The 14362-nt window shown below is 62.7% G+C and carries 15 protein-coding genes; 3 read left to right on the forward strand and 12 right to left on the reverse strand.

The genetic code is table 11. The features are described 5' to 3' along the window. The 3 genes from L2I41_RS21095 to L2I41_RS21105 all read left to right on the forward strand — a co-directional run. Window positions 1-2207: RHS repeat-associated core domain-containing protein (locus tag L2I41_RS21095; protein WP_237155601.1), on the forward strand; the 2207-nt coding region annotated here is incomplete at its 5' end. Window positions 2208-2219: 12 nt separating this feature from the next. Then, window positions 2220-2579: a hypothetical protein gene (locus L2I41_RS21100; protein ID WP_237155602.1), complete on the forward strand. Its 360-nt coding sequence runs from the start codon at window positions 2220-2222 to the stop codon at window positions 2577-2579. A 41-nt stretch (window positions 2580-2620) separates the two neighbouring features. Further along, entirely contained in the window at window positions 2621-3442 is an 822-nt protein-coding gene (locus L2I41_RS21105; protein ID WP_237155603.1) for a hypothetical protein, read from the forward strand. On the opposite strand, the gene L2I41_RS21110 is transcribed toward L2I41_RS21105, so the two are convergent. The 12 genes from L2I41_RS21110 to L2I41_RS21165 form a co-directional block, all read right to left on the reverse strand. Further along, window positions 3418-3903: a hypothetical protein gene (locus L2I41_RS21110; RefSeq protein WP_237155604.1), complete on the reverse strand. Its 486-nt coding sequence runs from the start codon at window positions 3901-3903 to the stop codon at window positions 3418-3420. The two genes, L2I41_RS21105 and L2I41_RS21110, sit on opposite strands and share 25 nt — an antisense overlap. After that, window positions 3900-4427, reverse strand: a complete 528-nt coding sequence (locus tag L2I41_RS21115; protein WP_237155605.1) for a hypothetical protein — start codon at window positions 4425-4427, stop codon at window positions 3900-3902. Before L2I41_RS21115 ends, L2I41_RS21110 begins: the two co-directional genes overlap by 4 nt. Next, window positions 4424-5431: a PilN family protein gene (locus L2I41_RS21120; protein WP_237155606.1), complete on the reverse strand. Its 1008-nt coding sequence runs from the start codon at window positions 5429-5431 to the stop codon at window positions 4424-4426. Before L2I41_RS21120 ends, L2I41_RS21115 begins: the two co-directional genes overlap by 4 nt. Beyond that, complete coding sequence (locus L2I41_RS21125) at window positions 5418-6047, reverse strand: prepilin-type N-terminal cleavage/methylation domain-containing protein (RefSeq protein ID WP_237155607.1); 630 nt, start codon at window positions 6045-6047, stop codon at window positions 5418-5420. The genes L2I41_RS21120 and L2I41_RS21125 overlap by 14 nt, the downstream gene beginning before the upstream one ends. Then, complete coding sequence (locus L2I41_RS21130; RefSeq protein ID WP_237155608.1) at window positions 6044-6442, reverse strand: PulJ/GspJ family protein; 399 nt, start codon at window positions 6440-6442, stop codon at window positions 6044-6046. Before L2I41_RS21130 ends, L2I41_RS21125 begins: the two co-directional genes overlap by 4 nt. After that, a complete protein-coding gene (locus L2I41_RS21135; RefSeq protein ID WP_237155609.1) occupies window positions 6426-6887 on the reverse strand; it encodes a prepilin-type N-terminal cleavage/methylation domain-containing protein in 462 nt (153 codons plus the stop codon). Before L2I41_RS21135 ends, L2I41_RS21130 begins: the two co-directional genes overlap by 17 nt. Next, a complete protein-coding gene (gspG, locus tag L2I41_RS21140) occupies window positions 6862-7332 on the reverse strand; it encodes a type II secretion system major pseudopilin GspG (RefSeq protein WP_237155610.1) in 471 nt (156 codons plus the stop codon). Before gspG ends, L2I41_RS21135 begins: the two co-directional genes overlap by 26 nt. Further along, window positions 7329-8552, reverse strand: coding sequence for a type II secretion system F family protein (locus tag L2I41_RS21145; protein ID WP_237155611.1), 1224 nt, complete (start codon window positions 8550-8552; stop codon window positions 7329-7331). The genes gspG and L2I41_RS21145 overlap by 4 nt, the downstream gene beginning before the upstream one ends. Continuing rightward, window positions 8552-10228: a GspE/PulE family protein gene (locus L2I41_RS21150; RefSeq protein WP_237155612.1), complete on the reverse strand. Its 1677-nt coding sequence runs from the start codon at window positions 10226-10228 to the stop codon at window positions 8552-8554. The genes L2I41_RS21145 and L2I41_RS21150 overlap by 1 nt, the downstream gene beginning before the upstream one ends. A gap of 177 nt (window positions 10229-10405) precedes the next feature. Further along, window positions 10406-11227, reverse strand: coding sequence for a hypothetical protein (locus L2I41_RS21155; protein ID WP_237155613.1), 822 nt, complete (start codon window positions 11225-11227; stop codon window positions 10406-10408). A 251-nt stretch (window positions 11228-11478) separates the two neighbouring features. Beyond that, on the reverse strand, window positions 11479-12162 hold the full coding sequence (locus tag L2I41_RS21160; protein ID WP_237155614.1) for a hypothetical protein: 684 nt from the start codon (window positions 12160-12162) through the stop codon (window positions 11479-11481). Further along, window positions 12159-14362, reverse strand: a 2204-nt coding sequence (locus L2I41_RS21165) for an RHS repeat-associated core domain-containing protein (RefSeq protein WP_237155615.1), incomplete at its 5' end; no start/stop codon positions are given. The genes L2I41_RS21160 and L2I41_RS21165, both read right to left, overlap by 4 nt.

A 14362-nucleotide genomic window follows, 5' to 3' on the forward strand; every position in this document is an offset into this window, starting at 1 on the left:
AGAGCGGCCACAACGATCATTACGCCAACGTCGGCAAGCTCACCTCGGTGACCAACGACAGCGGCACCATCTTCACCGACTACAGTCCGCTGGGCATGCCGGAGACGACCACTTGGGCGCTTGTGGGCTTCCCCGGCTCGACGGTCACCTCGGTGGCGAACAGTCGCGGGCTCACGGGCTACAAGGCGGGCACGGCGGCGGGCTTGTCCAAGCGCATCACCTACAGCGAGACAGGCGAGGTGAACTATGTGAGCTGGCCCGACGGCTCCACGACGGCGAGCGCCGACAAGCCCTTCGTCTATGACGCGGCGGGCCGCCTGAAGACGGTGCCGGGGCTGATCTCCTCGATCACCTACGAGCCCGACGGGCAGACCGACACGGTCGCCTATGCCAACGGCGTGACGACCAACTTCAGTTATAGCGCCACACGGCGCTGGGTGACCTCCATCATCACCGCCAAGGGCACCACGACGCTGCGCAAGGTGGACTACACGCGCGACGACGCGGGCCGGGTACTCACGCAAGCCGTTACTGGAGAGCCGGACAGCTGGAGCTATACCTACGACGCGCTCGACCGGCTGACCTCGGCCAGCAACACCGTTTCGACGGCGGCCAATGAAGATCGCAACTACGGCTACGACGACGCCGGCAACATGATCGCTCAGAGCTATGTCGGGCGCTATGTCTATCCGGCCCCCTCGGCCACAGCAACGCGGCCGCATGCGGTGACGACGATCACGCATTTCTCGGACACCAACAAGGTGCGCGGCTATGCCTATGACGCCAACGGCAACCTGACGAAGATCACCATCTTCGACGGCACCGCCGACGCCAACGAGATCCCGGCCAAACGCCGCAGCATCGGCTATGACCGCCAGAACCGGCCGACATCCGTCACCATGGGTACGGCGACCGACAATACTGAGGTCGCCACCACCTATGGTCCGGACGGCGAGCGGCTGCGCAAGACGGTGACGGTGGTCGCAGGTTCGCTCGCAAAGTCCACCACCAGCACCTGGTTCCTCGGGGCGGACGTGGAATATACCCCGGCGACGGCGAATGCCGCGGCCAGCTGGACCATCCTGCCGCACCCGGACATCCGCATCGTCAAGTCGGGTACGACGACGGCGACCTGCTATGTGCACCGCGACCAGCTGGCCTCGGTGACGCTGGAGAGCGACGCCACCGGCGCCATCGCCGCCGAGAATCGCTACACCCCCTGGGGCGACCAGATCGCCGGCTCAACCCCCACCAAGGGCTGCGGCCTCGGGGAGACCCGCGGCTACATCGGTGAACGCGCCGACGCGGAGACCGGCCTCATCTACCTCCACGCCCGCTGGTACGATCCCGAGATCGGAAGGTTCATGACCCCCGACTGGTGGGATCCGGTGGATGGGGGCAGTGCCGCCAAGGGTGCCGCAGCGGGGGTCAGAGGCAATCCCGTCGGCATGAACAGATATGCCTATGCGGGCAATGATCCCATCAACAAGAGTGACAGGAATGGGCATGAGGTTCACTGGAGCGAATCGTTCTACGATCCCAGCTCCCGAAGCATCCAGCATCTTGGAGGCGGCAGCAGTGGAGGCGACTATCACGGCGGCAACGGCTTTGAGCACGCCTCCGAAACCATCGCTAACTTCATGGGCAACCTCGGGTTTGGCGATGGTCACTCCAGCACCTGGCATGACAGCGCGGACTTCCGGGATCAAGTTGCCGGAGATGACATCGTTACAGGAAGCGTCCTAATTGGAACGCATGCATCATCCCAAATTGGGAATCTCGGGCTGTCACTTCAAGGGCTAAATGCAATTCTTGCGGCTTGGCCAGGGCAGTTTCACGAAGAGCTGAAATCAAGACTTGCCGAAAATTTTGCCAACAGCGGGCTAACTGTGGCAACTGAAGTTACACTCGTAATGTTGGATGGAATAGCTGAAACTAGGGCTGATATTATGGTTCAAACAATAGATGGATTCACTTCAATAATAGACGTAAAAACTGGTGTAGCTCCCGCATTTACAGTTGACCAATTAATAGTATATCCGCATATTGAGTCGGGGTGGAAAGTGTATTCGCCAAACAGCGGCATAAGCGCGTTCGGCTTTAGTAAGGGGCAGCCCCTTCCGCCTATACCTGTATATGAGTATTATCAAACAAATCCGGGTACAAAGCAGGTAGTTTCCAGACCTTTCGAGGTATTCGCGCCATAGGAGGTGGGTAGCGTGAAAATTATATCCAGAGCAAAAAAGAACCATAAAAACAACACAGGCGCGCAAATTATACCTGACTTATTGACGTCTTTTGAAGGTATCGAGATTATTGACGATGAGTTCTCTATCAAATATGCGTCATACATAATTTGTAAGGTATTTGGCGAAGTCGCTTTCAACGCTGTACAGCCGCTCGTGTCAGAAAAGAGCGGGAGCGTTTATATAATAAGCGGGCAGAAAAATTGGAGCCATATTGATGCTGGAAAATATTTTGAGGGGAAAATATTAATAAAAATATCTGCAATCAATGGTGAAATACTAGATGTCAGATATGAAACTCAGCAAATCTTCCCAAACACTATTGATAAATAGCATTGATTTATTATTGAGTTTGCGTGCGCCTTGGTGCCCAAATGCCTCCCTCCCACCCCACCTCCGGCTACATCCTCGTCCTCACCCTGTTCCTCCTCCTCCTCCTCAGCGCCGCCTCGCTCACCCTCACCTTCGGCCTTCGCGGCTTTGCCGTTGATGTCGCCGACACCACCCGTGCCGTCGAGCGGCAGACGGCCCGGCAGGCGGGGGTCGCGCTGGCGCTGGCGGCAGTCGATGCCGGCGTGTTCGGCGAGGACGTGACGCGCCTGCCGCACCTTGTCACCGGCGGCATCTCGGTCGACGTGGCGCTCGAAGCGCGGCCGGTGACGGCCGATGTCAACGCCGCGCCGCCGGAGCTCCTCAAGGCTGTGACCTCTACGCTGCTGCCGGCCCCGCTCGGGCAGCAGACCTATGAGGCGATCGAGGCCGAGCGGCGGGCCGGGCGGAGGATCCCGTCGATCCGCGCCCTGCTGCCGCCCTGCCGGCGGCTCACCGCCGATCGCGACAGGCTCGAAGCCGTGCTCACCGTCGGCACGCGCGAGCCCACGATCAACCGCGCCTCCGCCCCGCCGGCCCTGCTCGCAGCGCTGCCGGGCATGACGCCGCTGGCGCTGAAACTCATTGAGGACGACCCGCAGGGAACCCTCGTCCTGCCCGACGATCCCCGCATCGCCCCGGTCAGCCGCTTCCTCGGTTCCTCCGGTGGATCCAGCCGCCTCACCGTCACCGTGTCCGACGGCCCCGCCCACTGGACCGCCGCCCTCCACATCGCCACACGCCGCAAGGCCGCCCCCATCCTAACCGGCCTCGACCCCAGCCCAAGCCCCATCCCGGACCGCTACTGCCCATCCTCAGAGGGCTGAGCTTCGGTCTCGGGCGGATCGAGCTGGTATTCGTGGCGCTGATTGCCGTCGGTCAGGATCACCGCATGGTTGGAAATGGCGACGACGGTCCAGCCGGCGACGTCCTGCCCGACCCAGGCCCGCAGGGTGCTCTCATCAGGCAGGCGGATCAGCGCCACCGTGGTGCCGGTACCGTTGATGACGCCAACCAGCTTGAGGTCCGGCGGCGGCGCAACGTCCTGAGGTTCCTCGGCAACCGGCTCTTCGGCAACCGGCAGCGGAGCAAACAGGTGCCGCTCGGACAGAGACGGTTCGGTGGGCAGGCTGAGGGACGGAGCCGTTGGGCCGGCCTGCGGCAAGGTGTCGGCAAGGCGTGTGGGCGCTGCCCTTTCCACCTCGGCCGACGGCAGCGCGAAGCGTGTGATCAGCATGCCCCCCAGCGCCAGATTGAGTGAGGCCAAAGCCAAGAGGCGGAGGATCATTGCGTGGCCTCCTGCGGCACCATCCAGTCGCCCGATGCTTTCACCTCCAGCTGGTCGCCGCCACTGTCGGCCTCGGTCAAGCGGCGAATGTCCAGGCTCCTCATGAGGAAGGGAGGCTTGCCATATTCGAGGCCGGCGAGCCAGGCCTCCAGGGTATCAGGAGGAAGGTCGACGGCAATCGTGGCAGAGTAACCCGCTTCCGAAGGCTTAAGGCGCAAGCTCTGCACCGTGCCTCCGGTCGCCTCGATGGCAGAACGGGCTGCGGCTTCGATCGCGTCGGCTGACGTATCCGCGCCGAAGCTGTCGGCCGTCTGCCGCTCGATGGCCTCCAAGGTGGCGCGATAGCCGGGGCCGGTGTTGGCGAGGCGCTGCAGGTCCGGCGCACGCTGGTCGAGATCGGCAATCTCGCGCTCTATGTCGAAGCGTTGCCAGAGCGGCGACACATAGGCGAGCCAGGTCAGATCGAAGACGAGAGCGGCGAGCACAAGGCGCGTGCCCCAGAGGCGAAGCCGACGGGAGGTCATGGCTGGTGATCCCCGGGTTTGAAGTCAAGCTGGTAGCGAAAGCCGTCCTGGTCCCGCCCCAGCGTCACGGGCGTGATGGCGGACCCGTCCAGGTTCCGAATGTCTAGTTCATCCGGCGCGAGCTTGGCGCGGATGACAAGCTGCAGGATCGTGGCAGACCAGCTGACGGATTCGACAAGGACGCCGTCGGGCAGATGATCGACGACTTGCAGGATGTCACGGGCTGCGCTTGGGCGGGCGGAGAGCGAGCCGGCAAGGGCGTCGATGGCTTTCTGCCGCTTGTTCAAGGCATCTGCGGCGTCGCTGGCTGCCGAAGCCGCGTCGACCAGCCGGCGGATCTCGCTTTGTCTGAGGGCGAGACGGGTCTCTGCCTGCCGGAGTTCTGAAGCAATCAGGATGGAACCCAGCAGAAAGGCAAGGACCATGAGGCCGGATGCAAGTCGCGCTCTACTGCGAAATCGACGGCGGCGGCTTGCCGGCAAATCCACGACCAGCGTTTCGCTCAACTGCAGCCGATCGATCGGCAACCCAAAGGACGCCAGTCGGTCAAGGATGGGCGTCAGATGGCGGCGTTCGACAAAGGCAATGCGAAGGCGGTCGGCGTCGTCTTCTAGCGGAGCGCCGCAAAACCAGACTTCGTCGGGCTTGAACGCAGTCCATGTTTCGAAGTTCCAGCGCAACAGGTCGTGTATATGGCTGGATGTCTGGCCCACCGGCAGCGCGACGTCACGACGGAGAACCAAATCCGGCTGCACGTGCAAGCAGACCAAGGCGCGGCGCGCCTGCCGTCGGCAGCGCATACGCGTCTGCGGCGATGCCTCGATCTCGGCAAGGGCGAACCCATTGTCAGTTGTGGCGCCTTGCCAGATTCCGATGGGACTGTAGCTCCCCAAGAGCAGCGCACGCAGACCAGCGGGGACAGCCTCGTCGAGCACGTGCAGCAGCAGGTCGAAGGCTTTGTCCAAATGTCGCCAGCCGGCCGCGAGCAGTTTATGGTCTGCCATGCATCTCTCCGCAGGGACTCAAAGTTGGGTCACGATCGCAGGCATAGGGATAGCGTTCGTGCGTTGCAAAGAGCAACGTGAACGGCGTGTCGACATCGGCATATGCGACGGTGAGTTCGATTGCGAGCGGCAACACGTCCGGCGTGGTCCAGACCGCTGACCAAGCCGGTGTGTTGCCGTTTGGATCAGCCAGCAAATAGCGAAAGGCGAACCGCGAGGCGGTAGGCAGCAGAACTCGACTTTCGGTTCGCGCCCCTGATGCCGGCAGCCAACTCAGCGCCAGATGGCCGGACCGATCCGACGCCAGCGTGAAGGCCGCGTGGCTGGGCTCGAGCATGATGGTTGTTCCGCGCGAGAGAAGCGTCAACGTCACGTCCGTCCCTCCAGCTGTACCGGCATCGGGTCGCCCAGGCAAAGCTGCGGCGAACAGTTCGGCCAGCACGTCGTGCGTTGTCGTCAGCTCCTGCCTTGCGGCATCCACCCGTGAGAAGCGATGACGTAGATCGGTCAGGCTGGAGATCAGAACCGTCATGACCGAAAGGACCAGTGAGGCGACGACCAGCGCGACCAGCGTCTCTAGAAGCGTGAATCCGTCGTTGGCGTCGCGCCGCTTCATTCGACCGGCTCCGGCACGGCCAAGAGTGTCGTCAACTTGAAAAGTTCGCCTCCGTCCACGTCCAGGATGTGTACCGTCGCTTTGCGCAAGTACATATGGCGCGCGATGAGGTTGCCGTTCGCGTCCTTTGGCCAATCGTAGGGGGCAAAGTCTGTTCGGTAACGGAAACCGTCAGGTCGGGTGCCCTGCGGCGCGGGGATATCCGCCCCACCAGTGACCATCAACTCGGTCAAGATCGCCTCGGCGTCGAAGGTGGCATGGAGTTGCTTTACATCAGCAGCAAGACGCGCACGAACCTGCGACACGAGCAATGTGCCGGCGAGAACCATGCCGCCGGCAATCGCAGTCGCGATCAGACTTTCGATCAGCGTGAAGCCGTCATTGTGTCTGCGCATCTTCGTCGATCCGACCGGTCAGCCAGTCCACCCGCAGTTGGCTCCTATCTGCTGATGTTGCAAAGTTGATCACTCCTCCTGCACTGCTACCACCACCTAGAAACAGGATGGCGGGCTGGTCTGCACCTTGAAGATGATCCCGCGCGCCGAGAACTTTGACCGAAATGCCTTCCGGCACTGAAACCTTGCGGTTGCCTGGTTCAAGCGAGAAGGTGCGATCCTTGGCATCGAAGGATACGACGGCCGTTGTGTTCGATGCCTTGGCGTCGTGCCGCGCCGCGCTCAACAGCGCAGAAATCCTGGACACCGTGCGCTCCATTTCCATGCGGTCGCCATAGCTCCAGACAATCACCGACGTGCCGGCCCCGACGAGTGCCAGAAGTGTCATGGTGACCAGCACTTCCAGCAGCGTAAAGCCGTCATTCGATCGACCAGTTGCCAACATCGGCGGCGTCTCCCTCTCCACCTGCCGTGCTGTCCGCCCCTAGGGTCGAGAGATCATAAGGTCCGTGATCGCCAGGACTCTTGTAGAGATAGGGATTGCCCCAGGGATCCTTGAGCAGGCTACGGTTCTTGAGATATGGCCCGCGCCATTTCTGCGCGTCTGCGGGGGCCGCAATCAACGCGCCAAGCCCTTCCGAGGTAGTTGGCGGGTGGCCCGCATCCAGCTTATAGAGATCGACCGCAAGCGACAGTTCCCGGATCTGCAGAACGGCCGTGTCCGCCTTGGCCCGATCAAGGTAGGACAGGATCTGGATACTGCCCAAGGTCGCCAGCAACCCAAGGATGACCATCACCACCAGAAGCTCCAGCAGCGTCATGCCTGCCTTTGCATCTCGCTTGGGATGTTGATTTTGTTGAGATCTTGAAGGGAAGACAAGAATTTTCATCGGAACGCAAACTCGTTGATGGACAGGATGGTTGTCAGCATGGCGTAGACGATCAAGCCTGCGATCAAGCCGAAGACGATTGTCATGATGGGTCCGAGCATGGCGGCCAGAACCTCAAGCCGCTGATCACCGCGCGCCTGAAGGAGGAGGCCTGCCGCACGCAGCATGGCGTCCAGGCGACCGGTCTGCTCGCCGCTGCGAATGAGGCCCAAGGCGTCCTCGGCAATCAGGCCGGTGTCTTCCAGCGACATGTGCAGCATGCGTCCTTCGGCAAGCGCTGTGCTGATGCCGGCCAGCCGCAGCCGCATGTGCGCGTTGGTCACCGTCTCGGCCGCATAGCCCTGGGCTCGGGCCAGCGATACACCACCACCGACCAGCGACGCCAAAGTCTGCAGGTATCGCGACAATTGTTGACTTGCGAGCACTGGCCCGATCAGCGGCAGACTTAAGACTTGGTGCGACAGCGCGCGACGACCGGGTGTCGAATGCCAGAGGGCCGCCATGGCAGCCGTCGTCGTGGCCAGGATTGCGATAAACATGAGGCCATAGTCGCGCAGCAGGTGACTTGCGGCGATGACCGCTCGCGTCACCAGTGGTAGTGTAACCTGCCCGGCGTCGTCGATCAGTTGCTCGATGTTCGGAACCACTATGGTCAGCAGTACGACAATCGCGGCTGAGGCCGTGACGCTCAGAAAGGCCGGATAGATCAGCTCTTTTTTCAGTCTCTGCGCGAGCTGCAGGCGCGTTCTTGCCGTCTCGGCAACCTCCTTGAGCGATTGATCGAGCGCACCCGAGGCCTCGCCTGCACCGACGAGTGCAACGAAATCCGCGGGAAACTGGCCACTCTCCGCCAGTGCCTGCTGAAAGCTGCGGCCCTTGCGGACGTCGTCCCGGAGCTTTGCGACAAGCGCGCCGAGCGCCCCCTTGCGCCCTTTCGCCGACAGGTCGAGCAAAGTGTGGAGATTGAGCCCGGCGCCGGCCAGTGTCGCCCATTCCTGCACGAGGGATAGAAACTCCTTCGGGCGCAACCCACTTGAAAGCCGCACCTCCTTGGCCAGCAAACCGCGGAGCGTGCCCTGGGCACGCGCTGTTTGAAGCTTGAGCACCGTGAGGCCGGTCTGTCCGAGTTCGCGGGCAGCATCGGCTTCGCTGGCGGCCTCGATAGTACCCTCACGCTGTTCCTGGCCTGCCGTCAGGGCAATGTAGGTGAACCGGGCCATCATCCGGCTCCGATTACGCGACGCAACTCGTCACGGCTGGTTTCGCCCGAAGCGACGCGCGCCCAGCCGTCTTCAGCAAGGCTACGCCTCACGCCGGCCTTGGCCAAGGTGCCTTCGCTCGCGCCGTTACTCAGAAGCTCAAGAAGCTCGGCACCCACTTCCAGCGTTTCGCCGATTGCCGCGCGGCCCTTGTAGCCGGTGCCGTGACAGGATGCGCAGCCAACCGCCTCGCACTCGAAGCTTCCTTGAACAGTGGCCACGGCCTTCCTGCAATGGACGCAAAGCTTGCGCACCAGGCGTTGCGATAGCGCGCCCCGCAAGGTCGACGCCAACAGATAAGGCTCGATCCCCATGTCGATGAGACGCGGCACCGCGCCGGCTGCCGTATTCGTGTGGACTGTCGCCAGCACCAGATGCCCGGTCAACGCCGCCTGCATGGCCACGGACGCCGTCTCGCGGTCGCGGATTTCGCCGACCATGATGACATCAGGGTCCTGCCGCAGGACCGCCCTCAGCACGCCCGCAAAATCGAGGCCGATCTTGCGGGCCACCTGCACCTGGTTGACGCCGGGCAGGTCGAACTCCACGGGATCTTCTACCGTCACGATGTTGCGCTCGGGCGAGGCCAGCCGCAGCAGGGCCGAATAGAGGGTCGTCGTTTTGCCCGAGCCCGTCGGACCGGTCACCAGGAACAAGCCATGCGGCCAGGCGATGGCCCGGTCGAGTGAGGAAACCAGCGTATCGTCAAAGCCGAGGTCGGCAAGGCTCAGCTTGACCGCGGAACGATCGAGCACGCGCAGCACGGCGCCTTCGCCATGGGCATGCGGCATGGTCGCCACGCGAATGTCGACCGGTCGGCCGCGCGAGGTCACGCGCATGCGCCCATCCTGCGGCAGCCGTCGCTCGGCAATGTCGAGACCGGCCATGATCTTGATGCGCGAGATGACCGCCGCGTGCAGCCCGGCCGACGGCGGCTCCATGTCCCTGAGCACACCGTCCACCCGAAAGCGCAGTCGCGAGCCCCGGCCGGCCGTCGCCGTCAGGTGAATGTCAGAGGCCCGCTCTTCGATCGCCGCCTCGATCATGGTGTTGACCAGGCGGATGATCGGGGCGTCGGACGCCAGATCCTTGAGGCGGGACGCATCCTCATCACCGCCGCCATCAAAGTCGGCAAGTTCGGCAAGCGAACTGACCTGCGCCGCAACGCCAAGCGCGCCCTTCAATCGGTCGAAGGCGCCGGGCGCCATCAACCGCCGCTCGATCTTGTAGCCCGTGCGGGCCGACAGTGCGGCCACCAGGAAATCGTCCAGCGGATCCTCGACCCCCACGGTCAGCACATCATCGACGAGCCGCAGCGGCAAACAGCGAGCGTGTTCGAGAAAGGCGGGCGAGAGGCCTGTCTGCAACTCCTCGTCCGGGGGCTGTCCGTCATGCCGCGGCAGGCCGAGGACCGCCTCAAAGGCGGTGAGCAGCGCGTCGTCGGAGACCAGGCCCAACTGGCGCAGCGCCCGGTCGAGCCGCGTGCCGCTCGACTGTGCCGCACGTTCGGCGCGCAACAGGTCGGCCTGTGAAAGCGTGCCGGCCTCGACCAGACGCGCCGTCACCTCGGTCAGGCGAGGATCGACGGCGGTGGAGCGGGGGGAAACGGCATTCACCGACGACATGTCCTTGGCCATTCCTTGGATATCGAGCCAGACTTGCGACCGCGCCTCCCCGTGCCCCAATCGTCACGAGGCGCAACCCGGCCTTGCCTCGGCAATCTAGCGGACAGTGGGCCGGCGTACAACGCGCACGCACGCGTGTTGCAGCCTTCGGAGTGACCTTTCACCAGGGTATTGCACCCCACCGCACGCTCAGCCGTCGGATGCGGGGCAGTAGAGGTCCGGGATGGGGCTTGGCACAGGGTCGAGGCCGGCGAGGATGGGGGCGGCTTTTCGGCGGGTGGCGATGTGGAGGTCGTCGGTCCAGTGGCTTGTGCCGTCGGAGACGGTGACGGTGAGGCGGCTCTCGCCGCCCGACGAGCCGAGGAAGCGGGTGACCGGGGCGATGCGGGGATCGTCGGCTAGGACGAGGGTTCCCTGCGGGTCGTCCTCGATGAGCTTCAGCGCCAGCGGCGTCATGCCCGGCAGCGCGGCGAGCAGGGCCGGCGGGGCGGAGGCGCGGTTGATCGTGGGCTCGCGCGTGCCGACGGTGAGCACGGCTTCGAGCCTGTCGCGATCGGTGGTGAGCCGCCGGCAGGGCGGCAGCAGGGCGCGGATCGACGGAATCGTCCGCCCGGCCCGCCGCTCGGCCTCGATCACCTCATAGGTCTGCTGCCCGAGCGGGGCCGGCAGCAGCGTTGATGTCACGGCCTTGAGGAGCTCCGGCAGGGCGGCGTTGACGTCGACACTCACCGGCCGCGCTTCGATCGCCACGTCGACGGAGAAGCCGCCGGTGGCAAGGCCCGGCAGGCGTGTGACGTCCTCGCCGAACACATCCGCATCAACCGCCGCCAGCGCCAGCGCTATCCCCGTCTTGCCCGCCGCCTGCCGCTCGACGGCACGGGTGGTGTCGGCGATGTCAACGGCAAAGCCGCTGAGGCCGAGGGTGAGGGTGAGCGAGGCGGCGCTGAGGAGCAGCAGCAGGAACAGGGTGAGGACAAGGATGTAGCCGGAGGTGGGGTGGGAGGGAGGCATTGTGCAGTTGTGTGAGGTGGATGGGGGTAAACAGCAGGCCTATCAGCACCTTTGAGCCGCGTGGGTGAAATCTGCGTTGGTGCTGAAAAAGACCCACCCAGTGCGATCTTGACCGCAACCCGCCCTCGCGATTTTTGTAGCGCACCTCCGCCAACTGCAGCATGCTCTGTGTCAGAGAAAACCGTTTCAACTGCCTTCTGGATGCATCCTCAATCCATATAATTGCGCGGAACGAAAATCAAAAATAGACTCTATCGCTTCCAGCTTCGGATTTCCGTTTCAACGTCGGGATCGTTCCGCAACTCGTCTATTGTCTGCTTCGCAAGTTCTGATTTAGATTTTCGTAGGGCAGAGAGCAAAAGAATTCTACTGCTTCCAAGAGATTTATCCTTGGCGAGCTCCACCAATTCCGGCATGGTGTCCTTCGTTACAAGTACCGCCAGTGTAGCTGCGAGCGCAGACTTGGTCCCGAGCCAAAACTCCTGTGTTTCGCCTGGCCCAATCGGCCCCCACCCGGATGGCGCTTTGCGATATTCCTCTACGATAAGCGGCCAAGCCTTGATCGCCTCAGGTTCCTTGACCGCGAGGGCGCGTGCTATTCCTTCACGCGTACGGTCCGAATATGGCAAAATCAGATGTTTGAGCAGAACGGGTATGGCTTCGGGATATCGATAGCGTGTCGTGGCGATGTCCCAGACGTTTTCAACGTTCCAGCCGACCTCACGGAGGTCGGCAAGAAGTGCTGATTGTTCCACGTTCAGCCTAACACTCCTCTCTTTAATCCTTTGCTCGCGCTCCAGATTGAATTGACGCCTGCGCGCCTTCTCTTCATCGGACAATTTGATCCGCAAGAGATCATCAATCGACAGATTTCGAATTTCATCATCCGTCAAAGGAGGCCGGTTCGCTTGGCTGGCTTTCGATTTTTCGGTCATGGTATGTACCAATGTGTGATGTTGCCGTCGTCGATCAGACTTTGAAGCGGACCCGACAGCTTTGTTTCTGGCCGCGTGTATAGATTGAAGGTACGATCTGTCCGTCCGGCAAAGTCAAGATAATCTCGCAACTGACTTGTGAGGCTCTGCTTGCCGACATTTTTCACTTCCGAAATCGTCTCTGTTGTCATGCCGTCCGGAATCCGTCCCTTACCTTTTATTCCCATTTCAATCGGGGAAGTGGGCTTTTCGCCGATATCATACAATTTTCGAACTGCAGCCTCCCCCTCTTTGCCAAGGGTACCCGGTGATTTGGCCTGAGATGCGCTGGAACTTCCTGAGCTTTGCCCGGGCGCGGGCTTTTCGTTTGGCGGATTGTTGATCTGATAGACAGCATTTGGGTTTTCAAGCCAGTTGTCGATAGCTCTCCCTATAACCGCACCGCCGAAAGCACCGCCGGCAATCCCTGCACCAATCTGTTCAGGGCTTGTAGCTATAGCAGCGACCGATCCAGCGCCTCCAGAAGCACCAGCTTCGCCGGCAACGCCAGCGGCCCCACCTCCGCCTCCCACTATGGCGCCCAAGATTGCCCCGGTGCGTTCATATGTGCCGGGCTTATACCCATCGGTGGCGTTGTGCCAAGCGTCGCTAATGGTGTCTACAAAGTGGTCCCAAGCATCGCTTCCCCACCAATGCCCATTCTTGTCACTCTTGTTGATGGGATCGTTCCCCGCATAGGCATACCTGTTCATGCCCACCGGATTGCCTCTGACCCCCGCCGCTGCCCCCTTTGCGGCGCTGCCCCCGTCCACCGGGTCCCACCAGTCGGGGGTCATGAAGCGGCCGATTTCGGGGTCGTACCAGCGGGCGTGGAGGTAGATGAGGCCGGTCTCCGCGTCGGCGCGTTCGCCGATGTAGCCGCGGGTCTCCCCGAGGCCGCAGCCCTTGGTGGGGGTTGAGCCGGCGATCTGGTCGCCCCAGGGGGTGTAGCGATTCTCGGCGGCGATGGCGCCGGTGGCGTCGCTCTCCAGCGTCACCGAGGCCAGCTGGTCGCGGTGCACATAGCAGGTGGCCGTCGTCGTACCCGACTTGACGATGCGGATGTCCGGATGCGGCAGCTTGGTCCAGGTGGCCGCGGCATTCGCCGTCGCCGGGGTATATTCCACGTCCGCCCCGAGGAACCAGGTGCTGGTGGTGGACTTTGCGAGCGAACCTGCGACCACCGTCACCGTCTTGCGCAGCCGCTCGCCGTCCGGACCATAGGTGGTGGCGACCTCAGTATTGTCGGTCGCCGTGCCCATGGTGACGGAGGTCGGCCGGTTCTCGCGATCGTAGCCGATGGTGCGGCGTTTGGCCGGGATCTCGTTGGCGTCTGCCGTGCCGTCGAAGATGGTGACCTTCGTCAGGTTGCCGTTGGCGTCATAGGCATAGCCGCGCACCTTGTTGGTGTCCGAGAAATGCGTGATCGTCGTCACCGCATGCGGCCGCGTCGCTGTGGCCGAGGGGGCCGGATAGACATAGCGCCCGACATAGCTCTGAGCGATCATGTTGCCGGCGTCGTCGTAGCCGTAGTTGCGATCTTCATTGGCCGCCGTCGAAACGGTGTTGCTGGCCGAGGTCAGCCGGTCGAGCGCGTCGTAGGTATAGCTCCAGCTGTCCGGCTCTCCAGTAACGGCCTGCGTGAGTACCCGGCCCGCATCGTCGCGCGTGTAGTCCACCTTGCGCAGCGTCGTGGTGCCCTTGGCGGTGATGATGGAGGCCACCCAGCGCCGCTTGGGGTCATAGCTGAAGTTGGTCGTCACGCCGTTGGCATAGGCGACCGTGTCGGTCTGGCCGTCGGCCTCGTAGGCGATCGAGGAGATCAGCCCCGGCACCGTCTTCAGGCGGCCCGCCGCGTCATAGACGAAGGGCTTGTCGGCGCTCGCCGTCGTGGAGCCGTCGGGCCAGCTCACATAGTTCACCTCGCCTGTCTCGCTGTAGGTGATGCGCTTGGACAAGCCCGCCGCCGTGCCCGCCTTGTAGCCCGTGAGCCCGCGACTGTTCGCCACCGAGGTGACCGTCGAGCCGGGGAATCCCACAAGCGCCCAAGTGGTCGTCTCCGGCATGCCCAGCGGACTGTAGTCGGTGAAGATGGTGCCGCTGTCGTTGGTCACCGAGGTGAGCTTGCCGACGTTGGCGTAATGATCGTTGTGGCCGCTCT

The sequence above is a fragment of the Oryzibacter oryziterrae genome, assembly GCF_021864535.1.
Lineage (GTDB): Bacteria > Pseudomonadota > Alphaproteobacteria > Rhizobiales > Pleomorphomonadaceae > Pleomorphomonas > Pleomorphomonas oryziterrae.

Bases quoted from the DNA above. Each gene is read 5' to 3' on its own strand.
- L2I41_RS21105 (WP_237155603.1), top strand. From the start codon at position 2,621: ATGCCTCCCTCCCACCCCACCTCCGGCTACATCCTCGTCCTCACCCTG.
- L2I41_RS21110 (WP_237155604.1), bottom strand. From the start codon at position 3,903: ATGATCCTCCGCCTCTTGGCTTTGGCCTCACTCAATCTGGCGCTGGGG.
- L2I41_RS21115 (WP_237155605.1), bottom strand. From the start codon at position 4,427: ATGACCTCCCGTCGGCTTCGCCTCTGGGGCACGCGCCTTGTGCTCGCC.
- L2I41_RS21120 (WP_237155606.1), bottom strand. From the start codon at position 5,431: ATGGCAGACCATAAACTGCTCGCGGCCGGCTGGCGACATTTGGACAAA.
- L2I41_RS21125 (WP_237155607.1), bottom strand. From the start codon at position 6,047: ATGAAGCGGCGCGACGCCAACGACGGATTCACGCTTCTAGAGACGCTG.
- L2I41_RS21130 (WP_237155608.1), bottom strand. From the start codon at position 6,442: ATGCGCAGACACAATGACGGCTTCACGCTGATCGAAAGTCTGATCGCG.
- L2I41_RS21135 (WP_237155609.1), bottom strand. From the start codon at position 6,887: ATGTTGGCAACTGGTCGATCGAATGACGGCTTTACGCTGCTGGAAGTG.
- gspG (WP_237155610.1), bottom strand. From the start codon at position 7,332: ATGAAAATTCTTGTCTTCCCTTCAAGATCTCAACAAAATCAACATCCC.
- L2I41_RS21145 (WP_237155611.1), bottom strand. From the start codon at position 8,552: ATGGCCCGGTTCACCTACATTGCCCTGACGGCAGGCCAGGAACAGCGT.
- L2I41_RS21150 (WP_237155612.1), bottom strand. From the start codon at position 10,228: ATGGCCAAGGACATGTCGTCGGTGAATGCCGTTTCCCCCCGCTCCACC.
- L2I41_RS21155 (WP_237155613.1), bottom strand. From the start codon at position 11,227: ATGCCTCCCTCCCACCCCACCTCCGGCTACATCCTTGTCCTCACCCTG.
- L2I41_RS21160 (WP_237155614.1), bottom strand. From the start codon at position 12,162: ATGACCGAAAAATCGAAAGCCAGCCAAGCGAACCGGCCTCCTTTGACG.